This window comes from Pseudoxanthomonas sp. GM95 (genome assembly GCF_900109775.1).
GTDB lineage: Bacteria > Pseudomonadota > Gammaproteobacteria > Xanthomonadales > Xanthomonadaceae > Pseudoxanthomonas_A.
The window spans coordinates 315,105-338,820 of sequence record NZ_FOAX01000004.1 but is presented as its reverse complement, the minus strand read 5'-3'; the positions used below and the strand labels follow the sequence as shown (position 1 = coordinate 338,820).

Annotated in this window: 20 protein-coding genes; 8 read left to right on the top strand and 12 right to left on the bottom strand. The window is 65.6% G+C overall.

From position 1 onward, the window contains the following. Positions 1-13: 13 nt before the first annotated feature. The 5 genes from BMZ17_RS19450 to BMZ17_RS19430 all read right to left on the bottom strand — a co-directional run bounded on the left by BMZ17_RS19450 (position 14) and on the right by BMZ17_RS19430 (position 6,474). Positions 14-1,372 (bottom strand): undecaprenyl-phosphate glucose phosphotransferase, encoded by a 1,359-nt coding sequence (locus tag BMZ17_RS19450; RefSeq protein WP_093143640.1) that lies wholly within the window; start codon positions 1,370-1,372, stop codon positions 14-16. A gap of 411 nt (positions 1,373-1,783) precedes the next feature. Next, positions 1,784-3,985 (bottom strand): YjbH domain-containing protein, encoded by a 2,202-nt coding sequence (locus BMZ17_RS19445; RefSeq protein WP_093143639.1) that lies wholly within the window; start codon positions 3,983-3,985, stop codon positions 1,784-1,786. After that, positions 3,982-4,761 carry a capsule biosynthesis GfcC family protein gene (locus BMZ17_RS19440; protein WP_175485684.1) on the bottom strand — a complete coding sequence of 260 codons (780 nt, stop codon included), beginning with the start codon at positions 4,759-4,761 and terminating at the stop codon, positions 3,982-3,984. The genes BMZ17_RS19445 and BMZ17_RS19440 overlap by 4 nt, the downstream gene beginning before the upstream one ends. After that, positions 4,758-5,420, bottom strand: coding sequence for a YjbF family lipoprotein (locus BMZ17_RS19435; protein WP_093143636.1), 663 nt, complete (start codon positions 5,418-5,420; stop codon positions 4,758-4,760). Before BMZ17_RS19435 ends, BMZ17_RS19440 begins: the two co-directional genes overlap by 4 nt. Before the next feature lie 31 nt (positions 5,421-5,451). Beyond that, positions 5,452-6,474: a polysaccharide biosynthesis/export family protein gene (locus tag BMZ17_RS19430; RefSeq protein ID WP_254775467.1), complete on the bottom strand. Its 1,023-nt coding sequence runs from the start codon at positions 6,472-6,474 to the stop codon at positions 5,452-5,454. 724 nt (positions 6,475-7,198) lie between these two features. On the opposite strand from BMZ17_RS19430, the gene BMZ17_RS19425 reads away from it, so the two are divergent. Beyond that, on the top strand, positions 7,199-7,630 hold the full coding sequence (locus BMZ17_RS19425) for a low molecular weight protein-tyrosine-phosphatase (RefSeq protein WP_093143631.1): 432 nt from the start codon (positions 7,199-7,201) through the stop codon (positions 7,628-7,630). A gap of 41 nt (positions 7,631-7,671) precedes the next feature. After that, positions 7,672-9,903 (top strand): polysaccharide biosynthesis tyrosine autokinase, encoded by a 2,232-nt coding sequence (locus tag BMZ17_RS19420; RefSeq protein WP_093143629.1) that lies wholly within the window; start codon positions 7,672-7,674, stop codon positions 9,901-9,903. Between the two features lie 227 nt (positions 9,904-10,130). On the opposite strand, the gene kdsA is transcribed toward BMZ17_RS19420, so the two are convergent. From kdsA to rfbB, 5 genes are all read right to left on the bottom strand, one after another. Then, on the bottom strand, positions 10,131-10,997 hold the full coding sequence (gene kdsA, locus BMZ17_RS19415) for a 3-deoxy-8-phosphooctulonate synthase (protein ID WP_093143626.1): 867 nt from the start codon (positions 10,995-10,997) through the stop codon (positions 10,131-10,133). A 265-nt stretch (positions 10,998-11,262) separates the two neighbouring features. Then, a complete protein-coding gene (rfbD, locus tag BMZ17_RS19410) occupies positions 11,263-12,159 on the bottom strand; it encodes a dTDP-4-dehydrorhamnose reductase (protein ID WP_093143623.1) in 897 nt (298 codons plus the stop codon). Further along, on the bottom strand, positions 12,156-12,713 hold the full coding sequence (rfbC, locus tag BMZ17_RS19405) for a dTDP-4-dehydrorhamnose 3,5-epimerase (RefSeq protein ID WP_093143620.1): 558 nt from the start codon (positions 12,711-12,713) through the stop codon (positions 12,156-12,158). Before rfbC ends, rfbD begins: the two co-directional genes overlap by 4 nt. Then, a complete protein-coding gene (gene rfbA / locus BMZ17_RS19400; RefSeq protein ID WP_093143616.1) occupies positions 12,710-13,597 on the bottom strand; it encodes a glucose-1-phosphate thymidylyltransferase RfbA in 888 nt (295 codons plus the stop codon). The genes rfbC and rfbA overlap by 4 nt, the downstream gene beginning before the upstream one ends. A gap of 16 nt (positions 13,598-13,613) precedes the next feature. After that, positions 13,614-14,669 (bottom strand): dTDP-glucose 4,6-dehydratase, encoded by a 1,056-nt coding sequence (gene rfbB, locus BMZ17_RS19395; protein ID WP_093143612.1) that lies wholly within the window; start codon positions 14,667-14,669, stop codon positions 13,614-13,616. Positions 14,670-15,205: 536 nt separating this feature from the next. On the opposite strand from rfbB, the gene BMZ17_RS19390 reads away from it, so the two are divergent. From BMZ17_RS19390 to BMZ17_RS19380, 3 genes are all read left to right on the top strand, one after another. Continuing rightward, a complete protein-coding gene (locus BMZ17_RS19390; RefSeq protein ID WP_254775465.1) occupies positions 15,206-16,603 on the top strand; it encodes a polysaccharide biosynthesis tyrosine autokinase in 1,398 nt (465 codons plus the stop codon). Between the two features lie 179 nt (positions 16,604-16,782). Next, positions 16,783-17,679, top strand: coding sequence for a 4-hydroxybenzoate octaprenyltransferase (ubiA, locus tag BMZ17_RS19385; protein ID WP_093143582.1), 897 nt, complete (start codon positions 16,783-16,785; stop codon positions 17,677-17,679). Between the two features lie 235 nt (positions 17,680-17,914). Continuing rightward, the gene (locus tag BMZ17_RS19380; protein ID WP_175485683.1) at positions 17,915-19,354 is read left to right on the top strand and encodes a short-chain fatty acid transporter; all 1,440 of its coding nucleotides are present in this window, start codon (positions 17,915-17,917) and stop codon (positions 19,352-19,354) included. A gap of 95 nt (positions 19,355-19,449) precedes the next feature. On the opposite strand, the gene BMZ17_RS19375 is transcribed toward BMZ17_RS19380, so the two are convergent. Further along, positions 19,450-20,154 carry a ComF family protein gene (locus BMZ17_RS19375; RefSeq protein ID WP_093143579.1) on the bottom strand — a complete coding sequence of 235 codons (705 nt, stop codon included), beginning with the start codon at positions 20,152-20,154 and terminating at the stop codon, positions 19,450-19,452. 232 nt (positions 20,155-20,386) lie between these two features. On the opposite strand from BMZ17_RS19375, the gene bioF reads away from it, so the two are divergent. From bioF to bioC, 3 genes are read left to right on the top strand one after another with little or no spacing between them, the layout of a single operon-like run. Further along, on the top strand, positions 20,387-21,586 hold the full coding sequence (gene bioF / locus BMZ17_RS19370) for an 8-amino-7-oxononanoate synthase (protein ID WP_093143575.1): 1,200 nt from the start codon (positions 20,387-20,389) through the stop codon (positions 21,584-21,586). A 52-nt stretch (positions 21,587-21,638) separates the two neighbouring features. Continuing rightward, complete coding sequence (gene bioH / locus BMZ17_RS19365) at positions 21,639-22,409, top strand: pimeloyl-ACP methyl ester esterase BioH (protein WP_093144002.1); 771 nt, start codon at positions 21,639-21,641, stop codon at positions 22,407-22,409. 45 nt (positions 22,410-22,454) lie between these two features. Further along, on the top strand, positions 22,455-23,336 hold the full coding sequence (gene bioC, locus BMZ17_RS19360) for a malonyl-ACP O-methyltransferase BioC (protein WP_093143566.1): 882 nt from the start codon (positions 22,455-22,457) through the stop codon (positions 23,334-23,336). Positions 23,337-23,357: 21 nt separating this feature from the next. Here the strand turns inward: bioC and BMZ17_RS19355 are convergent, their stop codons facing one another. Further along, positions 23,358-23,684: an EthD family reductase gene (locus BMZ17_RS19355; protein ID WP_093143563.1), complete on the bottom strand. Its 327-nt coding sequence runs from the start codon at positions 23,682-23,684 to the stop codon at positions 23,358-23,360. Positions 23,685-23,716 lie beyond the last annotated feature (32 nt).

Here is a 23,716-nt window from a genome sequence, read left to right as displayed (position 1 = left end):
TGGCGCGAGCGAATCAATAGGCATTGCGGTGGACGAAGCCCTTGAACAGGGTCAGGAAGATGATCCGGATATCGAGAGCGAGCGACCAGTTCTCGATGTAATAGAGGTCGCACTCGATGCGACGCTGCAGGTCGGTCGAGCCACGCCAGCCATTGATTTGCGCCCATCCTGTGATGCCGGCTTTCACCATGTGCTTCTGCATGTATGCCGGGATTTCCTCGCGAAATTTCTCGACGAACATCGGCCGTTCCGGCCGGGGGCCGACGATGGACATGTCGCCTTTGAGCACGTTGATGAACTGTGGCAGCTCGTCCAGGCTGGTCTTGCGCAGGAACGCGCCAACAGCCGTTGCCCGGCTCTCGCCCGAGCGTGCCCATACCGCGCCCGTCGAGGACTCCGCATCCACAGGCATGGAACGGAACTTGAGCATCTTGAAGCTGCGCCCATTCCAGCTGACGCGCTCCTGCCGGTAGAACACCGGGCCTGGCGAAGACAGCTTCACCGCTGCTGCGATCATCAGCATCAGCGGAGAGATCATCAGCAGGATCGCGCCGGACAGTACTCGGTCTTCAACGTCCTTCAACAGGCGCGCGGCCCCTTGGTGAGGGGATTGCTGCAGGTTGATCACCGCGAGCCCAGCGACCTTCTCTACGGAGTGATTAAGCATCCGGACATCGAAGAAATCGGGGATGCACTTGATGTCGGCCGTGGAATGGCGCAGCTGATTCAGGACCGAGGTGATTTCGGCCTGCGCGGTCATGGGCAGCGCGATCCAGACCTGATCGATCTGATGGGCGTCGACATACTCCACCAAAGCCTCGACATCGCCTAGCTTCGGAACATCCTCCAAGTAGCGATATCCGCCCGGAGAGTCGAACCAGCCCAGGATGTCGATGCCCGCCCAGCGTTCACGCGAAAGCGCGCGGACCAGCCGCTCCGCGTCGCGACCCCCGCCCACAATCACGGCTGTCGTGCGATCGACGCCTTTGGCGCGCAGCCAAGTCCCGGTATGCCGGACCCAGACACGGGTGGTGCACGCAGTTCCCAGACTCAGGACGAACCAAGTGCACCACCAGCCGAAAGCCAGGTCATCAAGCTGTCCAAGTGCAAACCGATACAGGGCCATGCCGATGAACATCACCACCCACAGGATGACCACACGCGCAACGTCATTACGCAACGCGCGCCCCCGCCATTGGTGATACAGGGTCGAGCCATTGAGCAGGATCATGCCGAACAGCAGCGAGCACAGAATCGCAGGCCAGTAAAAGGGCTGGTCGAGATCGAAACTTCCAAACTGCCATCGGTACGCGATTACACCGCCCACTGACAAACAGACGAGGTCTGCCAGTCGAAGCAGAAACTCGAACATCGCTGTGGACGTGGTCACCGTCCTTCCGCCGAAGCTGGACTCTCGGCCAAATGGAATAAACAAAGCCCTTCCCCCTGTTCAGATATCCAAAAGGATGTCTGTCTTCCTTGTTTCACCGTTGCCCAGCCCCTGCCGAATTGATTCGGGGATGAGAGCTCAGTCGGCCTTACATCTCAATTGGATCGGCGCGCAACCAGAACACGGATGACGTCGATGCGGGATCGAGGGCCATGCCGCAGTGCAGCAAATCCTGATCGCAACACTAACCATAAAGTGTGACCGGTTCAACGGTGAGCCCCTATTAAGAAACTAACTTCCGCTGAATTTTTTATACCAAAGGATGCTAGGACCCGACGGATCGCTCGAGCGTAGTCCAGCTTCTGTAGCGGAATTCGGGCGGCTGCTCGCGATCTACTGCCCCACCTGATCCAGGTTGTCCCACAGGAGGTCCGTGTCCCGCTCGCTGGTGAGCTGATACAGCGAGTATTGACGGTTCAGTTTTGCACCGCCGTCGCGGGTCAATGGCGCCCACACCACCGTCGCTCGTCCACGCGTCGAGCGGGGTAGCAGAAGGTCCATCGGCACGGAAAAATAGATGCCCTTGTCGAAACTGCCTTCGCCGTACTCTGCCGAAGAAACATTGGTCTTGGTCGCGTAGGCACCCATCGTCACGCCGTTGGCGAACACCCGGCCGATGTTGAGCGTGGCGCCAAGATCGCCAGCCAGGTAGCGCCCGGCGCTGAGCGAGACGACCGTGCGCTGGGTATCGCCAAAGGCGTAGTAGCCGGAAAGATGTCCTGTGGCGATGTGATACCCGCGCATGTCAAAGCGCTGATCGAATCCGCGTTGCGTTACCTGGTTGAGCTCGGCACCGACGGCCCAACGTTCGCCGTATGGACGATAGAGCACTTCCCCGCCAACACCTGCGAACATCGATTCCAGCAGGCCGCCGTAGGCCATCCCGTACCAGCTATTGCTCAGCCGATGCGCCGCAGTCAGCTGCAGGTTGGGCAGGGTGATGTCCGAGGTGGTCAGATACTGCCGCATGTAGCTGCGCACTCGCGGCAGATTGCTTGGCGCGTCGTAAGTGAACCTGTCGAAGTTGTTCAGCAGGTTGGCGCTAACGGTGCCAGAGAGCCAGATGCTGCGTGTAAAGAAAAAAGTCGCGTCGTAGTCAGCGCTGATCTGATAGAGGAGGAAGCCATTGGGTCCGCCCAGTACCTGCTTGAATCCTGGTGACAGACTGTTCTGGAAGCGATTAATGGGAGCGCGATACAGCACGTCGCGTTGCTGGCTGCTTACGTCGGTCGCCTCGGTCGACAGCGCCAAGGTCTTCAAGTCAGCGTCGTGCTGCAGGTAGGACTGCAGCGCGTCGCGGCCGATGCTGAGCTCGCCCAAGGGTAAGCCGACGCGAGTGTTGACCACGGTGAACCAGTCGACCTGGCCATTGGACCGGCTGTCCAGTACGCGCGCAGCGCGCCCCAACCCGGTCGCTGGATAGAAGAAGCGGTTTTGTTCGCCAGTGACCACTAGTTCACGCCCACGCACCGCGATCTGCTGGACGTCGATTCCGGCGTTGTCATGCAGGCGTTGGGCGACCCCGCTCCAGTCAATGGCCGACATGGCTTCCAACGTCTGGGCGCGCTGGGCTTGGACTTGTTCGGCGGCGTCGCGATAACGGCCCGCCTGCACCTGCCCTCGCGCATCCGCTGCGCGTGGGGCGGCCATCGGCACGGGCGGCGGATCGAGTAGCTTGGGATAGGCGCGTGCAGTGCCTAGGTTGCTGTGGAAAGTGATGCTGGCCATCACTTCCTGACCGCGCTCCCAGCCTAGTCCGATCTGCACGCCGCGATTGAGTGAGTACACCAGGCCCGCATTGATCGGCGTGCTCTGGCGCTGGTTGTTGTCTTGCGGCTCATGCTGGTAATCGTTGCCGTCGACCTCGAGCTTCAGCTGCAGGGGCGCCCAGGGTGTCTGGTAGGCGATGCCGCCGAACAGGCCTACGCGTCCACGGAACATCGAGGACCCGCTGAAATTGCCCGTCGCCGTTCCTGAATCTGGTCGAGTCTTGAAGCGGTCGTCGAGTACGCCCAGTGGATTGCCGATGTCGCCGCGGTTGCCCATGTAGCCGGTGGCAGCGCCGACGGTCACGTCGAACGGCCCGATGCGCTTGCTGGCCACCAGGTATTCGCCTGCGAACAGTCCGGTGCCGCCGATATCGCGGATCCCGAGCGCGACTTCCGGCAGCCAGTGGCTTTCCTGCCACAGGCGCAGCTTCACATCGATCGATTTGTCCTTGTAGTGGTGGGTGCCACTGGTGTCGGCCGGGCCGTAGCCGCGGTTGGAGATCGAGGTGTAGCGGAAGGTTCCCTCCAGCCATGGAAACGGCTGCAGGGCGACGTTGTAACGGCTGTAGGGCGAGACGTGGCTGGCACTGAAGCTCAGCTCGCCCTGCTCGGCCATGTGTGCACCCGGCATCTGCAGCAGGCCGGTGCCGCCCCAGTCGCTCTGGGTCGGCGAGGGGGCCAACTGGGCGTGCGCCGCACCGCTGCCGGCCAGGCCGAGGGCCAGCAGCAGCTGGCGGTGCAGGCGGGTGGTGGCCAGTCGCCTCATGGCGTGCCGGCCCCGGGGGCGGGCAGCACTTGGGTGGCCAGGAACTGGGCAACCTGCGCGTTGAAGAGCGGATCGATCTTAGACACCCGTTGCTGCACCAGTGGCACGAAAAGGACCGCCCCGGGCGCCAGCGGTTGAGGATTGCTGCGGTTCCAGGCGGCCACGCCCAACGTCTGCACCACGCCGTCGGGTTGGATGGCGAAGACGGTGTCCGGATCCGCCCCGGCGCCGGCAGGGCAATCGCGCAGGTAGCGCGCGGCGTCCTGCTGCGGCACGTGGGGCAGGGCGCAGGGCTGGGCCACCGCGCCCACCACCTGGATGCTGTCCGGGCGGGTCGGATAGACGAACCGGTCACCGTCCTGGAGCTTCTGGTTGGCGCCTTCCACTAGTTCCACGCGGCGCGGCTCCAGTTGCACGCCGACGGCGCGGCCGGACACAGGCAGTCCGACCAGCCAGGCCTGCAGCGCGGTGGCGGCCATGGATAGCGCCGGGTCATCCAGCTGTGCGATGGCCTGCAGGTCGTAGAGGAGGCCGGCCTTGAGCCGGGTCTGTTCCAGTACGTTGCCGGTCTGCAACAGTGCTGCGCCGACCATGTAGGCATCGGGCCTGGGCGCAGCCTCCAAGAGCAACTCGGCGCGTCGGGTGTCTGCGGGCAGCACGCGCGCGCCGGGCGCGGCCACGGCGCCGTCCACCTGGACGTGCAGCACCTGCGCGCATGCCAAGGTCGGGGCGATTGCCAGCGTGGTCAGCAGCAATGCGCGCAAACCCCGGCTCAAGGCTGCACCAGCGGCCGATAGGCCTTGAGCATGGTGATCTGCAGGCTGATTCCGGGCGCCACCAGCTGCCGGCTGCGGACGATCTGCCCGGTACCAGGCTCGGCCCAGTAGGCGTTCACAGCATTGACCCCGTCACCACGCAGCGCTTCTTCGAAATAATCCAGGCTGAGTGCCTGGCCCAGGACCGTGATCTGCCGTGTCCCCATGCGACGCAGGGTGCCGGTCACCGGCACTCCGTAGCGATAGCCGGGCCGCCAGTCATAGCGGCGCTGCACCGTGGCCGGCCCTTTCAGGGTGGACAATTGACGGAACGGATTCGCGCCTTCGATGCGCATGTCCATCGCGTCCTGCGGCTGACCTTCTGTGCCGACCAGCAGTTCGTCGCGCAGAAAGATCGCGCGGCGGTCGTTGCTGTACCAGGAAGTGAGCCCGGCATCGTCGTTGCCCAGCACCATCAGTGCGTTTCCAAGCGGGCCTTCCACCAGGATCTGCGCATACGGCGTGCTGGCCACCTGCTCGGCTGTGGGCTGAAAGCGATGGGCTGGCAACAGCCCGCCCAAGCGCGGGCCGGGCGCCGAACTGCAGCCGGCCAGGGCCAGCAACAGGGCCGTCAGGCCAAGGCCGATGAGGGTCCCGGCGCGTCCCAGATTCGCGCACATGCTGGTCTTCCGCTGCCTGCCAGTTCCCGGATCAGTTGGAGTTGGACAGATCGCTGCGCGCACTGGCGGCGTTGCTGATGATGCCGGTGAAGGGCAGCAGCTGGTTCACGAAGCGGCTCCAGCGCGTGACCCCGGCGGCGCCCACGAAGACCACGTCGCCTGGCAGCAACTGGAACTGGCTGGCCAGCGCGAAGGCGGCGGGCGAATCGGCGTCAAGCTGGTAGACGGCCGAAGGCTTCTCCTGCAGGTCCTTGGCCCCGCGGATTACGTAGACCGCCTTGCCGTTGGAGGTGGTCTGGATCAGCCCGCGGGCGCGGCCCAAGGCTTGGCTCAACGTACTTGAGCCGATCTTGAAGCTCTGCGCGCCCGGCTCGTTGACCTCACCCATAACGAACAGCTCCTTGGTGTCCAGGAACGGCACGTACAGGCGGTCGTCGTTCTTCAGGTAGACCGTGCCCAGGCTGGGCTGGCTCAGATCGATGGTGTAGGTGACGCCATCGCGGGTCAGCTGAAGCCCGGACAGGTCGGCATTGACTGGATCGAATCCGGCCTGGCTGATGGCGTCGCTCAGGGTGAGTGGCACCACCGTCAGCGGCACCGCGGCCGAGGTGCGGACCGCGCCGGTGATCCAGACGCGCTGGCTGGCATAGGTCAGCACCGAGACGTCAACCTGCGGCGATTCGACGAAGCGCGCCAGCTTGCTGGTGATTACGTCACGCAGCTGGCCCAGGTTGAGGCCGGCGGCCTGCAGCTTGCCGATGTAGGGATAGAACAGGGTCCCATCCGACTGCACCAGACGCCCGGCGGCACCGAGCTGCTGCTGCGAGCCGGCCGGCACGGTCAGTTCCGGGTGGTCCCAGACGGTGATATAGAGCAGGTCGCCTGCGCCGACTTGGTAATCGCCGGGCCGGTAGTTGGCCAGCGCGGCGGGCATCACAGGGGCGCTGCGCGCGGCGGCGTCCATGGCCAGCAGCTTGGGCGTGATGGGCGTCAGCTCGATGTGGTCGTTGCCGACCACCGCGGTGCCGTCGGGACCCGCGTCCGGGCGGCTCATGTGCTGCCCGGGTGCCCAGACACAACCGCTCAAGCCGAAAGCGGTCACGCAAGTGACCACCCCAAGACGTGCCAACCCTGTTGCAAACGCCATGTCGCGCAGACCTATTGATTTGTTGATGCCACACACAAAGCCCGCCGGGGAGCCCCAACGGGCAGACTTATGCACTGAGGTGGTTCTGGAGGGTGCGGCTTACTGGGTGGTGCCGGTCGTGCCGCCGGTCCCATTGGTGCCGCCTGTCCCGCCGGTCCCGTTGCTGCCGCCGGCGTTGGCCGCCGCCGCAGCGACCACGGCCATGGAAGTGGCGACAGGCCCTAGCGTCGCCGCCGTGCCGATGCCAGTCCCCAGCGCGCTGGCGGTCCCGGCGGTGCTGCCACCGGCTGCTGCCGAACTGGCAACGCGTGCCGTCTGGGCGCCTGCGCGCGCAGCGGCAGTGCCCGCAGCCTGAGACTGCTGAGCAAGGGATTTCGAGGAAAAGCCCACCAAGGTCGCGATGGCGATTAATGGCAACGCAAGCTTTATTGGGCTTCTCCCAGTCATCGCTATTTCCTTAATAAAGTGTGAATTTATGTGGCGAAGGCACGGGTGTCAAGTGCTTTTGATCACAAAATACCCAAAGGCGAATTGCTTCGAAAGCGCTTTTGTCCTTGCAGGTCTGAAGTATGCTTGACATCGATGCCTGTCTTGCGATGTGCGACGGGTAGCAGGGGGAGTAAATCGGCACGTGTTCCGGAAGGTCTTGTTCGTGTGCGTCGGCAACATCTGCCGGAGCCCGACCGCTGAGGTGTTGCTGCGCCATGCCCGACCCGAGCTCAAGGTCGGGTCTGCGGGCCTGCACGCGCTGGTGGACCACCCACTGGACGCCAAGGCTGCCGAGCTGCTCGGCATGCATGGGCTGGACGGCAGCGCGCACCGTGCCCGCCAGCTGACCCCCGACCTGCTGGCCGCCGCCGACCTGATACTGGTGATGGAGCGCCACCACCACGAGCAGATCCTGCGCGAGGCGCCGCAATTCAGCGGCAAGACCTTTCTGGCCGGTAAGTGGCGCGGATCTTGCGAGATCCCCGACCCTTATCGCAAGTCGCGCGCCGCCTTCGAACATGTCTATAGCGAGCTCGACGCCAGCGTCGCCAGCTGGTTGCCTTACCTGCGCTGATGCGCGCCCCACGTTGACCGAACTGCCGAGAGACGCATCACATGAGCAATGACCCCACCGCCGGCATGTCCCGGGACGAGGACGAAATCGATCTGCGCCAGCTGCTGGGCGTATTGGTGGACCACAAGTGGTGGATCGTTGGCATTATCGCGATGTTCTTCTTGGCAAGCGTGGCCTATGCGGTGATCGCCACGCCGATCTTTCGGGCCCAGGCGATGGTCCAGGTCGAGTCCACCGCGCCCACCATCCCGGGCCTGTCGGACCTGTCCTCCCTGGGCGTGGAGACCAGCAGTTCGCAGGCCACCACCGAGATTGCGCTGATCACCTCGCGCGCGGTCGTGGGCACTGCGGTGGACAAGCTCAAGCTGGAGACCCAGGCCGATGCCAAGCGTTTTCCGGTCTTGGGCGACTTCCTGGCCCGCCGCTTCAAGCCGGCCACCGAGGGTGCGCTGGCCGCGCCGGTGTTCGGCCTGCGCCAGTACGGCTGGGGCGGCGAGCGGATCGAGATCGAGCGGCTCACCGTGCCTGATGCCATGCGCGATGCCAGGATGCGACTGGAGGTGGGTACCGCGCCCGGCAGTTTCATCTTGCAGGATGGCGTAGGGCGGCTGCTGCTGCGCGGCAAGGTCGGCGAACCCGCGTCGGGCCATGGCGTAAACCTGCTGGTGGCCGCGCTGGCCGCCAATCCGGGCACCCAGTTTAACGTGACCCAACGGCGCCGCCTGAATGTGGTCACCTCGATGCAGGGCCAGGTCAAGGTACTGGAGCAGGGCAAGGAGTCCGGAATCCTGCAGCTCACCTACGAGAACAGGGATCCTGCGTTTGCCGGCGCCTTCCTGCAGGACGTGGCCGAGGCCTACGTGCGCCAGAACGTGGACCGCAACTCGGCCGAGGCATCCTCGCAGCTGCAATTCGTGAGGGACCAGCTGCCTGAGGTGCGCAAGCAGGTCGAGGCCGCTCAGGCCAAGATGAATGCTTACCAGACCAAGGCCAATTCGGTCGACATCACCCTGCAGACCAAAGGCCTGCTGGAGCAGCAGGTGGCGGTGGAGACCAGCATCCAGCAGCTGCACATGCAGCAGGCCGAGATGGATCGCAGCTTTACCAAGGAACACCCGGCCTACCGGGCGTTGATGCGCCAGATCGGCGAGCTGGAGGGGCGCAAGGCCGGTTTCAACAAGCAGGTCGGCGAGCTGCCCGATACTCAGCAGGAACTGCTGCGCCTGACCCGCGACCTGCAGGTCAGCAACGAGCTGTACACCGCGCTGCTCAACCAGGCTCAGCAGTTGGACGTGGCCCGTGCGGGCACCGTGGGCAACGTGCGCATCATCGATGCCGCCGCCGTCGATTCGACCAGCCCGGTCAAGCCGCGGCGGTTGCTGATCGTGATGGCCGGGACACTGTTCGGCGGCCTGGTGGCCGTGGGCCTGGTGTTCCTGCGCCGGGTGCTGAATCCGGGCATCGAGGAACCTTCGCAGCTGGAGGATCTGGGCCTGCCGGTCTATGCGGCGATCCCGCTGAGCGATGTCAAGGAGGTGCAGGATTTCGCAAACAGCAAACGCCGGCGACGCACCGGCGGCGGTTCGCGCCACCACCTCTTGGCGGTCAATGCGCCGACAGATCTGGCGGTCGAAGCCATTCGCAGCCTGCGCACCAGCCTGCATTTCGCCATGCTGGAAGCGAAGAACAACATCCTGATGATCTCAGGACCGCGACCAGGTGTCGGCAAGACCTTCGTCTCCGCGAACCTTGCTGCGGTGGTGGCGCAGGCGGGCCAACGTGTGCTGGTAATCGACGCCGACATGCGCAAGGGCGCCCTGCACAAGGTGCTGGACGTCGTGCCGGGTGTCGGCTTGTCTGATGTGCTGGTGGGCAAAGCCCAGGCGATCGCGGTCATCCGGCCCCTGCAGAACGTTCCGAACATGTACTACATGACCCGCGGCGACATTCCTCCGAATCCGTCCGAGCTGCTCATGCATCCGCGTTTCACCGAGCTGATGAACTCGCTGTCCTCGCAGTACGATCTGGTGATCATCGACACCCCGCCGATCCTTGCGGTCACCGACGCGGGCATCGTGGGCCAGCACGCAGGTTCGTCGTTGTTGGTCACGCGCTTTGGCCTCAATCAGCCCAAGGAAGTGCTGCTGACCAAGAAGCGCTTCCAGCAGAGCGGCGTCTACCTGAAGGGGGCGATTTTCAACGCGGTCGAGAAACGGGCGACCGGCTTTTATAGCTATGGCTATTACGAGTACAAGCCTAGTGGCGCAAGCTGAGCCAGCCTGGCATTGCGTTACAAGGACGGCGCCCGAGGCGCCGTTCTTGTTCTCGGAGAAAATGCTGAACCGGCGTCGATGCTATCGACCCGACCCGGACTGCATCGTCGCCTTGGTGGAGGATTGGAAACTGAATCCTTACCGCAGCTGCAGGTGCCCCAACTCCATGCCATCAGGCGACATGCAATGGACCAATCAATCGGTGCATCGCGTCTGAGCACCAAATCTCAGTGGATCTCGAGCGGCGCGAAGCCCTTCACCAGATCGTCGATTGCCTTGATCTGCGTCAGGAACGGCTCCAACGCCGCCAGCGGCAACGCGCTCGGACCATCGCAACGTGCGTGGTCCGGATCCGGATGCGCCTCCAAGAACAAGCCGCCCAGGCCCACGGCCATGCCCGCACGAGCGAGTTCCAGCACCTGGCGACGACGGCCGCCCGATGCTTCGCTACCGGCATCGCGGCGTTGCAGGCTGTGGGTCACGTCGAAGATCACCGGCAAGCCGCCGGTGGATTCGGCCATCTCGCGGAAGCCCAGCATGTCCACCACCAGGTTGTCGTAGCCGAACTGCGCGCCACGCTCGCACAGGATGATGCGTTCGTTACCAGTCTCGCGCAGCTTGCTGACGATGTGCTTGATCTGCGTGGGGCTCATGAACTGCGGCTTCTTGATGTTCACCGCAGCGCCAGTGCGGCCGATCGCTGCCACCAGGTCAGTCTGCCGCGCCAGGAACGCCGGGATCTGCAGCACATCCACGACTTCGGCCACCGGCGCGGCCTGCGCGACCTCGTGCACGTCGGTGATCAGCGGCACGCCCAGCTGGCGCTTCACTTCCTCAAAGATGCGGATGCCTTCTTCCAGCCCGACACCGCGATAGGAATTGATCGACGACCGGTTGGCCTTGTCGAACGAGGCCTTGAACACATACGGAATGCCCAGCTTGTCGGTCACCCGCTTGTACGCCTCGGCGGCGAACAGCGTGGAATCCAGATCCTCCAGCACGTTGAGCCCACCGAACAGCACGAACGGCGCGTTGTTGCCGATGGAGACGGTGTCGTTGATCGCAATGGCGGCGGTCGTGGAAGGCAGGGTCATGGCGAAGACTCACTGGAAAAAGAGGGCGCGTCCCGAGGCCGGGCCTGCATGACATCGCGCATCCGTCATGCAGGCATCGCCCAAGGCACGGACCCATAGTCTAGAAGCATGGCCGAACGCCGCCTATCCAACGTGGCTCGCCGTGCTGTTCAGGCGCCAGCGCTGATGTCGACGCGCGGAAGCCAAGGCCCACACGCTGGAAAACGCTACTCGCACAGATCGGCTGATCTGTGCGAGGCAGACCAGCGCTCCAACAAAGGGCGACTTACGCCGACAGTTCGCCCATCACGTGCTGCAGCCCGGCTTCCCATTGCGGGAGTTTGAAGCCGAAATCATGCTGGAAGCGCGTATTGTCCAGGCAGGAATAGGCCGGACGCTTGGCGGGGGTCGGGTATTCTGCCGTGGTGATTGCGGCCACGTGTGGCGCGCGCTCCAGCAGCCCGCGCTGCACGGCATCGGCAAAGATCGCCTCGGCGAATCCGTGCCAGCTGGTGACACCGCTGGCGGTCAGATGCCAGGTGCCGGACTTGCCTCCCGTGTTGGCGATGGCCGCGGCCGTGGCATCGGCGATCAGCCATGCCGGTGTCGGCGTGCCGACCTGATCGGCTACCACGCCCAGCTGGTCACGCTGTGCGCCCACGCGCAGCATCGTGCGCAGGAAGTTGCCGCCACGCGCCGCATACACCCACGCGGTGCGGAAGATCATGTGGCGCGCGCCGGAAGCGCGGATCGCGTCCTCACCGGCCAGCTTGGTGGCGCCATACACGCCCAGCGGCGCGGTGGCATCGTCCTCGCGATACGGCACGCTGCCATCGCCCGGGAACACGTAGTCCGTCGAGTAGTGCACCAGCAGCGCACCGCGCGCGGCACAGGCCCGGGCCAACACAGCCGGTGCCTCGGCGTTGGCGCGGGCTGCAGCGGCCTGCTCGGTTTCGGCCTTGTCCACCGCAGTCCAGGCTGCGGCGTTGACCACCACGTCCGGTGCGATGCGATCGACCAGCGCGGCCAACGTCTGCGGCTGATCGAAGTCAGCGACCTCGCAGGGCGTGCCGTCTTCCAGCACGCCGGTGCGTGTGGTCGCGACGACCTCGCCCAGCGGCTTCAACGCACGCAGCAACTCAAAGCCGACCTGGCCGTTGCCTCCCAGGACCAGCAGCTTCATGCGGTGTAGACCGGCAGGCGTTCGGCAGCGACTTCCGCCAGCAGTGGCGCCTTTGCATCCTTTTCCGACAGGTTCGGGTTGCCGATCGGCCAATCGATGCCGATGGCCGGGTCATCCCAACGCACGCTGGCGTCGGCGGCCTTGTCGTAGACGTTCGTGCACATGTAGCTGAAAAGCGCGCGCTCGGAGAGCACCGCAAACCCGTGCGCGAACCCTTCAGGAATCCAGAACTGGCGCTTGTTCTCCGCGCTCAGCACCACTGCAGTCCACTGGCCGAAATGCGGTGAGTCACGACGGACGTCGACGGCCACATCGTAGACCTCGCCTTCCAGCACGCTGACCAGCTTGCCCTGCGGATTGGGCCACTGGTAATGCAGGCCACGCAGCACGCCCTTGGACGAGGACGAGACGTTGCTCTGCACGAAGCGATCCGGCAGGCCGAGCTCGCCAAAGCGCGCCGCGTTCCAGGTCTCCATGAAGAACCCGCGCTCGTCGCCGAACACCGCCGGCTCAAGGATGGTGCAGCCGGGCAGGGCGGTTTCAATGACTTTCACAGGATGACCTTTCGCTCGCGCAGGGACAGCAGGTACTCGCCATAGCCACTCTTGACCAGCGGCGCGGCCAGCGCTTCAAGCTGCGCGTCGTCGATCCAGCCGCTGACGTAGGCGATCTCCTCCGGGCAGCACACGCGCAGGCCCTGGCGGGCCTCGACCGTCTCGATAAAGGTGCAAGCCTCCAGCAGCGAACGGTGCGTGCCGGTGTCCAGCCACGCATAGCCGCGGCCCAGCGGCTCCAGATGCAGGTCGCCCTGGTCCAGATACAGCTTGTTGAGATCGGTGATCTCCAACTCACCACGCGGCGAGGGCTGCAGGCTGGCAGCGTAGTCGCAGACCTTCTCGTCGTAGAAGTACAGGCCGGTCACTGCGTAGTTGGAGCGCGGCTTCGCAGGCTTTTCTTCCAGGCCGATCACACGGTTCTGCGCATCGAATTCGGCCACGCCGTAGCGCTCCGGATCGCGCACGTAATAGCCGAACACCGTCGCACCGTGTTCGCGCGCATCGGCGCGCGCCAGCAGCTCGGTCAGGCCGTGGCCGTGGAAGATGTTGTCGCCCAGCACCAGGCAGCTCGGCGCCCCGTCGAGGAACTCACGCCCGATCAGGAACGCCTGCGCCAGCCCGTCCGGGCTCGGCTGCACGGCATATTCGATCTTCATGCCCCACTGCGAACCATCGCCCAGCAGCGCTTTGAACAGCGCCTGCTCGTGCGGCGTGTTGATGATCAACACCTCGCGGATGCCCGCCAGCATCAGCACGCTGAGCGGGTAGTAGATCATCGGCTTGTCGTAGACCGGCAGCAGCTGCTTGCTGATCGCCTGGGTCAATGGATACAGGCGCGTGCCCGAGCCGCCGGCCAGGATGATGCCCTTGCGTTGCTTCATGTGATTGCTCCCGTGCTCAGGCCGAGGTGCCGATACGTTCCATGCGATAGCTGCCGTCCAGCACGCGCTGCACCCAGGCCTGGTTGTCCAAGTACCAGTCGACGGTGGTGGCGATGCCTTCTTCGAAGGTGTGCTGCGGCTCCCAGCCCAGTTGTTCCTTCAGCTTGGTCGCATCGATCGCATAGCGGCGATCGTGACCCGGGCGATCGGTGACATAGGTGATCTGGTTGCTGCGCGGCTGGCCATCCTCGCGCGGACGACGCTGGTCCAGCAGCGCGCAGATGGCCTGCACGACTTCGATGTTCTGACGCTCGGCATTGCCACCGACGTTGTAGGTCTCGCCGACCTGGCCCTTGGCCAGCACCGTGCGGATCGCGCTGCAGTGGTCGCTAACGAACAGCCAGTCGCGCACGTTCTTGCCATCGCCGTACACCGGCAGCGGCTCGCCGGCCAGCGCCTTGGCGATCACCAGCGGGATGAGCTTTTCCGGGAAGTGGTACGGGCCGTAATTGTTCGAGCAGTTGGTGGTCAGCACCGGCAACCCGTAGGTGTGGTGGAACGCGCGCACCAGATGGTCAGAAGCCGCCTTGGACGCCGAATACGGCGAGTTGGGCGCATACGGCGTTTCTTCGGTGAACTTGCCGGTGTCGCCCAGCGAGCCGTAGACCTCATCGGTGGACACGTGCAGGAAGCGGAACGCGGACTTGGCCGGCTCGGGCAGCGCCTTCCAGTAGTCGCGTACCGCTTCCAGCAGGCCCAGCGTGCCGACGACATTGGTCTGGATGAACGCGCCGGGCCCGTCGATCGAGCGATCCACGTGGCTTTCGGCCGCAAAATTCAGGACTGCGTCCGGCCTGTACTTGGCCAGCAGCTCGCTGACCAGCGCGCTGTCGCCGATATCGCCCTGTGCGAACACGTGGTTCGGATTGCCCTCAAGCGAGGCCAGCGTGTCCAGGTTGCCCGCGTAGGTCAGCGCATCCAGCGTGATGACACGGACGCCCTGGCCGACGGCCTCAAGCACGAAATTCCCACCAATGAAACCGGCGCCGCCGGTGACGAGCCATGTTGGCATGTATCAACTTCCAGATATGAGGAGTCCGGCCGTGACCGAACATTGATCCATAAGTCTAACGGGTGAAATGTTGGGAAGCTAAGCCCTGTATCTACCAATTCCCGTGCAGCCGAAATCAGGTTTCCGAAAGACGCCCGTCAATGGCATAGGTCTCATTAACTAAGCATTCATCGCTTCGCTAAGGCTCCGAAAAGCTTCAAATACATGACGTGGTGGCGCGTTGCGCGATAGCGTCCCGCTGATAGAGTCGGCCTTCGGGAATTTGCCTCCTGGAGCGCTCGTTCTGTTGAAAGCGAGCTTCATTGTTATGATTGTCATGTAAGCATCCTGCTCGCGTCGCTTGTCGCCAATCCGGTAGTCGATCCAGCGCGAGCAAGCAGCGTTGGTTGAATGTGGTGGCACCTTTGCAAGGTTCGATCAAGTCTTCTAAAAAGGGCAAAGAGTCCAGCATACTGAAACTAATTTACGAAAGTAATAGCACGGAATTTTCTGGACAGTTTCTTTAGGATGTAGTGGAGGCTTATGGTCGCCGGAAGGTGGACCGCAACTCCGCCGAAGTGTCCTCGCAGCTGAAGTTCGTCAAGGACCAGCTGCTGGAAGTGCGCAAGCAGGTCGAGGCGGCACAGGCGGCGATGAACGCCTACCAGACCAAGGCCAAGTCGGTTGACATCACCATGCAGACCAAAGGCCTGCTGGAGCAGCAGGTCGCGGTGGAAACCAGCATCCAGCAGCTGCACATGCAGCAGGCCGAGATGGACCGCAGCTTCACCAGGGAGCACCCGGCCTACCGCGCGCTGATGAAGCAGATCGGTGAACTGGAATCGCGCAAGGCCGGCTTCAACAAGCAAGTGGGCGAGCTGCCGGACACCCAGCAGGAACTGCTGCGCCTGACCCGTGACCTGCAGGTCAGCAACGAGCTGTACACCGCGCTGCTCAACCAGGCCCAGCAGCTGGACGTGGCCCGTGCCGGCACGGTCGGCAACGTGCGCATCATCGATCCGGCCGCCGTGGACGTGACCAGCCCGGTCAAACCGCGCCGTCCGCTGATCGTGCTGGTGGGCACGCTGCTCGGTGGCTTCCTGGCCGTGGGCCTGGTGTTCCTGCGCCGGATCATGAATCCGGGCATCGAGGAGCCCTCGCAGATCGAAGAACTGGGCTTGCCGGTGTACGCGGCGATCCCGCTCAGCGATTCCAAGGATGTGCAGGACATCGCCAAGCGCAGCCGTCGTACGGGCGGCACCGGACGCCACCACCTGCTTGCAGTGAACGCACCGGCGGATCTTGCGGTCGAGGCCATGCGCAGCCTGCGTACCAGCCTGCATTTCGCGATGCTGGAAGCGAAGAACAATGTGCTGATGATTTCCGGACCGCGTCCGGGCGTCGGTAAGACCTTCGTTTCGGCCAACCTGGCGGCGGTGATCGCCCAGGCCGGGCAGAAGGTGCTGGTCATCGACGCGGACATGCGCAAGGGCACGCTGCACAAGGTACTGGGCGTGGTGCCGGGCAATGGCCTGTCCGACGTGCTGGTCGGCAAGGCCGACGCTGCCTCGGCGATCCACATCATGGATCGCGTGCCGAACATGCACTACATGACCCGCGGCGAGATCCCGCCGAATCCGTCCGAGCTGTTGATGCACCCGCGTTTCACCCAGCTGCTGGAATCGCTGGCCTCGCAGTACGACCTGGTCATCATCGATACGCCGCCGATCCTGGCAGTGACCGATGCGGCCATCGTCGGGCAGCAGGCAGGTTCGTCGCTGCTGGTGACGCGCTTCGGCCTGAACCAGCCCAAGGAGTTGATGCTGACCAAGAAGCGCTTCGAGCAGAACGGCGTGCACATCAAGGGTGCGATCTTCAACGCGGTCGAAAAGCGCGCCACCGGCTATTACAGCTACGGGTACTACGAGTACAAGTCGGGCGGCGCGAACGCCTGATCCTGTTGCTAGCAGGACACGCAGAAAACGGCGCCGGGAGGCGCCGTTTTTCTTTGAAGCTAGAGAAGTCTTGTGGGAGCCGCTTCAGCGGCGATGGGTCTTATCGGTAAAGCCTCATCGCCGCTGAAACGGCTCCCACAGGCATCTCGGACTGCGGTCCGCCTGCTACCCTTTCCTGCATGAGTTACGAACGATTCGACGCGCCGCTGGTGCAGCCGCCCGGGCGCCTGCAGCTGTACTGGAAGCTGGTCCGTGGTGACCGGCCGATCGGCGTGCTGCTGCTGCTGTGGCCGACCTGGTGGGCGCTGTGGCTGGCGGCCGGCGGCATGCCGCCTTGGTGGACGCTGGTGGTGTTCACGCTGGGCGTGTGGCTGACGCGTTCGGCGGGCTGCGTGATCAACGATTACGCCGACCGCTGGCTGGATCCGAAGGTGGAGCGCACCAAGGACCGGCCGTTGGCGTCCGGGCAGGTGACCGGGCGCGAAGCGCTGTGGGTGTTCGTGGTGCTGATGCTGGTCGCGCTGGCGCTGGTGGCGACGATGAATCGGCTGACCCTGGGCCTGAGCGTGATCGCGGCGTTCCTGGCGGCCAGCTATCCGTATCTGAAGCGCTATACCTACCTGCCGCAGGTCTATCTGGGCCTGGCGTTCGGCTTCGGGATTCCGATGGCCTTCGCGGCCGTGCAGGGCGAAGTGCCGCCGCTGGCCTGGCTGCTGTATGCGGCCAACATCCTGTGGGCCACGGCGTACGACACCTGGTATGCGATGGTCGATCGCGAGGACGACATCCGCGCCGGTTCCAAGTCCACCGCGATCCTGTTCGGCGATCTGGATCTGGTGATCCAGGGCGTGCTGTACGCGCTGGTGTTCGTCACGCTGTGGCTGGTCGGACGGCAGGCCGGATTGGGGCTGTATTACGACCTCGCGTTGGCGGTTGGCGTGCTGCTGGTGGTGTACGAATTCTGGCTGTGCCGCGGTCGCGAACGCGGGCCGTGTTTCCGCGCGTTCCTGCACAACAACTGGGTGGGCGCGGCGGTGTTCGTCGGCATCGTGGTTGATCAGCTGCTGAAGCCCTGATCGTCTGGATGTGTGAGTCTGCTTCAGCAGCGATGGCTTTCCTGATAAAGCCTCATCACTGCTGAAGCAGCTCCCACAAGCACAGCCGCGCAAGTTGCAGCTCCCACACCGGAATGGGGCCCCAACGGTTGCAGTTCCGGCCGGCATCGCTCGATTCCAGCCTAGACCAAGGTCCAGCAGACCCGCGTGGCCTGCGTTCCCACAATGCGGCTGAGACCGCACAGGGAGACGGGCCATGGCAGCGACGCAAGCGGGCAAGCAGGGGGTGATGGCGCGCGCGGCGTTGCGCAGCGCGGCCTGGGCAGAGAAGTGGTTCCCTGACGCGTATGTGTTCGCGGTGCTGGGCGTGGTCATCGTGGCGATCGCCGCGATGCTGGCCGGCGCCACGCCAAAGGCGACGGCTGAGGCCTTCGGCGGCGGCTTCTGGAGCCTGATTCCCTTCACCATGCAGATGGCCTTCGTGGTCATCGGCGGCTACGCGGTGGCGACCGCGCCGATCGTGGCGCGCTTCATCGACCAGCTGGCGAAAGTGCCGCGCAGCGGGCGCGGGGCGATCGTCTATGTCGGCTTGGTCAGCATGCTGGCCTCGCTGCTGAGCTGGGGCTTCTCGCTGGTGTTCGGCGGCCTGCTGGTGCGCGCGCTGGCGCGGCGCACCGATCTGAAGATGGACTATCGCGCTGCCGGTGCCGCAGCTTATCTGGGCCTGGGCGCGGTGTGGGCGATGGGCCTGAGTTCCTCGGCCGCGCAGCTGCAGGCCAACCCGGCCTCCATGCCGCCGGGCCTGCTGGAAATCACCGGCGTGCTGCCCTTCACCGAAACCATCTTCCTGTGGCAGTCGATCGTGCTGACCGCGGTGCTGATCGGGGTGTCGCTGCTGATCTGCTGGTTCACCGCGCCGACCGGCACGGCCGCGCGCACCGTGGCCGATTTCGACGAGGCCGTGGCCTCCGAGGCCAAGGCCGAGCTGCCGCCGCGTACCCGTCCGGGCGAGTGGCTGGAATACAGCCCGCTGCTGACCGTGCTGCTCTCGCTGCTGGCCTTCGGCTGGCTGGCGAGCGAGTTCGCGGCCAAGCCGGTGATCACCGCGATCGCCAACCTCAACACCTACAACTTCCTGTTCCTGGCGCTGGGCCTGCTGCTGCACTGGCGGCCGCGCAGCTTCCTCAACGCGGTGGCCAAGGCCGTGCCCAGTACCACCGGCGTGCTGATCCAGTTCCCGCTGTACGGTGGCATCGCGATGATCCTCACCGGCGCCAAGGGCGCCGATGGCGACACGCTGGCGCACCACCTTTCGCAGCTGTTCGTGCACGTGGCTACGCAGGACACGTTCCCGGCGGTGATGGGCGTGTACTCGGCGGTGCTGGGCTTCTTCGTGCCCTCCGGCGGCGGCAAATGGCTGATCGAAGCGCCGTACGTGATGCAGGCGGCGAACGAACTGCAGTCGCACCTGGGCTGGGCGGTGCAGGTCTACAACGCGGCCGAAGCGCTGCCCAACCTGATCAATCCGTTCTGGATGCTGCCGCTGCTGGGCGTGCTGGGGCTGAAGGCGCGCGACATCGTCGGCTTCACCTTCATCCAGCTGCTGGTGCACATCCCGCTGGTGATCGGCCTGCTGTGGCTGTTGGGCCTGACCCTGCCGTACGTGCCTCCGGTGATGCCGGCGCCTGCGGGCTGATCCAGTTCTTGCGAAGGTGGGAGCTGATTGGGCGTCGATGTGGACTCACGGCTGAAGCCGTCCGCTGATGAAGCCGCGCCCGCATCGATCCGCTTTCAAGGCGATCGCGCGCAGACCCAGGCATCCACGCGTTGCACGCCAGCGCGCAACAACACCTGTGCGGCCGCCTGGAGCGTCGCGCCGGTGGTCATGACATCGTCCACCAGTGCGACATGCGCCGGCAGCATGTCACGGGCTTGAACGGCGAATGCGCCGCGCAGGTTGCGGCGTCGCGCTGCGGCATCCAGTTCGGACTGCGGCGCGGTTTCGCGCTGGCGGATCAGGACGCGCTCCAGCAGCGGCAAGTCCAGCGCACGCCCCAGCGGTCGGGCGAGTTCCAGCGCCTGGTCGTAGCCGCGCTGGCGCAGACGGCTGGCGTGAAGCGGGATGGGGATCAGCGCGTCGGGGCGTTCGACCGTCGCCAGGCTGCGTGTCATCAGCTCGGCCAGCAAGCGGCCGCAGGCCAGGTCCTGATGGAACTTGAAGCGCGGCACCAGCCGATCCAGCGGCAGGCCGTAGACGCATGCGGCGTAAGTGGCGGTCATCGGCGTTGGCGCTTGCAGGCAGGCGCCGCAGCGGTCGCCGTGCGGGGTCGGCAGCGCGCAGCGCGGGCAGGCGGCGCGGTTCCAGGGCAGGGCCTCGGTGCAGGCGCGGCACAGGTCCAGTCCGTCCGCCCCGGGTTCGCCGCAGGCCAGGCAGCGCGGCGCCAGCAGCAGCTGGCCGGCCCGACGCAACCAGTGGTCCACCCGCTTCGCTTCCATGCGATCGATCGCCCTCGTCCATTCCCTTGGCCTGATCCAACTCTACCGCCTGCACGCCGCGTGGATGCGCTTGCGGCGCCGTGCCGCACCGCTGAACAGGCCGCCTCGGCAGAACTTCATTCGCGCCGTCGCTTCCGCGCGGACATGCGGCATGAAAAAGACGCCCAGCCGGTCGTCATCTGCCACGCGCGCTGAATTACGCTAGCGCGCTCGCCAATGCACAGGACGTTCCATGGCCCGCCCCGATCTCCACGACCGTATCGCGTCGCTGCGCAAGCTGCGGGTGGCGCAGGACCGCGTGCGCGTGCGCCGCACCGTCACCCGGCGCGACGGCGTGCGCGTGGAAGTGGACGGCCGCTGGCTGGTCGAGTGCTGCAGCAACGACTACCTGGGCCTGTCGCAGCAGTTCCAGGTGACCACCGCGTTGCAGGACGCCGCCGGACGCGATGGCGTCGGCGCCGGGGCCTCGGCGCTGGTCAGCGGCTACCACGCCGCGCACGTGGCGCTGGAGCACGAGTTGGCCGACTGGCTGCAGGCGCCGGCCGCGCTGCTGTTCGGCAATGGCTTCCTGGCCAATCTGGCCGTGCAGCAGGCGCTGCTGGGCGAGGAAGGCGATGCCTGCGTGCAGGACCGCTTCAACCACGCCAGCCTGCTCGATGCCTCGCGCCTGGCCGGCTGCCGCCTGCGCCGCTATCCGCACGGCGATGCCGAAGGCGCCATCCGCCAGTTGCGCAACGTGCCCGAAGGTGCGGCGATGCTGGCTACCGATGCGGTCTTCAGCATGGACGGCGACATCGCTCCGCTGCGCGCGCTGGCCCTGGTCGCGCGCGTGCAGAAGGCGCTGCTGTACGTGGACGACGCGCACGGCATCGGCGTGCGCGGGCCCAACGGGCGCGGCAGCGTGGCCGAGGCGCGGCTGGGCGTGGAGGAAGTGCCGCTGCAGGTCATCTCGCTGGGCAAGGCGCTGGGCGGTTACGGCGCCGCCGTGGTGGGCGATGCCGCGCTGATCCAGCACCTGGCCGAAACCGCGCGTCCCTACCTGCACAGCACCGCGCTGCCGCCGGCCCTGGCCGCGGCCAGCAGCGAGGCGATCCGCCAGGCGCGTCGCGACGACTGGCGCCGCGAAAAACTCGCCGGCCTGATCGAACGCTTCCGCACCCGCGCCAGCGCCGCCGGGCTGGACCTGATGGCCTCGGACACGCCGATCCAGCCGGTGCTGTGCGGCGCCGATGCGCAGGCGCTGGCCTGGTCGGCGGCGCTGGAGGAATCGGGCTACTGGGTGCCGGCGATCCGCCCGCCGACCGTGCCCGAAGGCAAGGCGCGCCTGCGCGTGACCCTGTCGGCGCTGCACTCGCCCGAGGAAATCGACGGCCTGGTCGACGCGCTGGTCCGTGCGCGCGAACCGCAGCTGCAGGCGGCCGACGTGGCTTGAACGGCACGCGCGCGGCCTTGCAGTGTTGTCGCATCCCGAGCGTCCCATGAGCCTGTCCATCGAACGGATCGGCCGCGGTCCGCCGCTGGTACTCGTCCACGGCTGGGCGCTGCATGGGGGTGTGTTCAGGCCATTGGTCGAACGCCTGTCCGACCGCTTCACCCTGCATGTAGTCGACCTGCCCGGGCATGGGCACAGCCGCGACAGCGCGGTGCCGCTCACGTTGCAGGCCTGCGTCGAGGCGATCTGCGAAGTCACGCCGCCGGCCGCGTGGCTGGGCTGGTCGCTGGGCGGGTTATTCGCGCTGAAAGCCGCGGCGGTGTCCGGCCAGGTGCGCGGGCTGGCGATGGTGTCATCGGTGCCGCGCTTCACCACCGCGCCGGACTGGCCGCATGCGGTGGCGCCGGCGGTGTTCGCCCAGTTCGGCCGCGACCTGGCACAGGACTATCGCGGCACGCTGGAGCGCTTCATCGCCCTGGATACGTTGGGCACGCCCGAAAGCCGCGAAGCCCTGCGCGCGCTGCGCAGCATGCTCTACGCCCGCGGCGAGCCGACCACGGCCGCGCTGCAGGCCGGGCTGGCGCTGCTGGAGCGCAGCGACCTGCGCTACACGCTGCCGGGCCTGGACCTGCCGTCGCTGTGGATCGCCGGCGCGCGCGATCGGCTGGTGCATCCGCGCGGGATGGAAGCGGCGGCCGCGCAGGTGCCACAGGCGCGGTTCGTCGAGATTGCTGGCGGCGGCCACGCGCCATTCCTGGCGCATCTGGATCAGGTCGAAGCGGCGCTGGTGCCATTCCTGGACACGGTGTTCCGCGCGGACTGAGCCCTGGCGGTCGCCGCGCCGGGCGCGCTGGCGGACAATAGCGTCATGCCGATGTTCGACTCCCGCCAGATTCGTCGCGCGTTTTCGCGTGCCGCCGACACCTACGCCAGCGCCGCCGTGCTCCAGCACGAGGTCGAGACCCGCCTGCTGGAATCGCTGGACTACCTGGAAGACCGCGTCCCGCAGGTCGTGCTCGACGTGGGCAGCGGCCCGGCCACCGCCGCCGCGGCGATGCGCAAGCGCTGGCCCAAAGCGCAGGTGATCGCGCTGGATGTGTCGTTGCCGATGCTGCGCGAGGCCAAGAAGCAGGCCGGCTGGTGGAAGCCCTTCGCCCGCGTCGGCGCCGATGCGCGCGCGCTGCCGCTGGCCGATAACGGTGCCGACGTGCTGTTCTGCAACCTGTGCCTGCCGTGGGTGGAAGATCTGCCGGCCGTGTTCGCGGGGTTTCGCCGCGTGCTCAAGCCCGGCGGCCTGCTGCTGTGTTCGACCTACGGGCCGCAGACGCTGGTGGAATTGCGCGAAGCGCTCGGTGCGGTGGATGACGCGCCGCACGTGAGCCCGTTCGCGCAGATCGCGCAGTTCGGCGATGCCTTGATGATGTCGGGTTTTCGCGATCCGGTGCTGGATCGCGACCAGTTCGTCCTGACCTACGCGGACCTGCCGGCGCTGATGCGCGACCTGCAGGCCACCGGCGCCACCAACGGCCTCAGCCAGCGCCGCGCGACGCTGACCGGCAAAGGCCGCTTCGCCGCCGCCGCGCAGGCCTACGCGGAGATGCGCAATGCCGAAGGAAAATTGCCCAGCACCTGGGAAGTCATCTATGCGCACGCCTGGGCACCGGAAGCCGGCACCCCGATCCGCCAGGGCGGCCACGACGTGGCCTCGGTGCCGCTGACCCGCATTCCGATCCGGCGCCGCGGCAGTTAGGGCTGCCGCGGCGCGGATACATCACGCGCCGGGATGGCCGATCACGATCTCGCTGATCTGCATCACCGGCTCAAGGTCGGTGTAGTTGGGGATGTCGCCCAGGATTTCCTGCGCATGCGGGCCGAAGCCGGCGCTGAAGCTGTCCACCGACTCGCAGAAGATGTGGCACATGCCCACGTAGGCCGGATCACTGCCGGGCATGCCGCCGGACAGGCCTTTGTCCACCGTGTAGTACAGGCAGGCATCTCCCATGCGCGCCTTGAGCAGCGGCATGTGTGTGTTGGCGTAGTACTCGTGGTTGAACCGCGCGCCGGCCTGGTACGGATACATCACGCTGACCTTGATCATCGAACACACTCCTGAAGGATGGGATGCCGCGC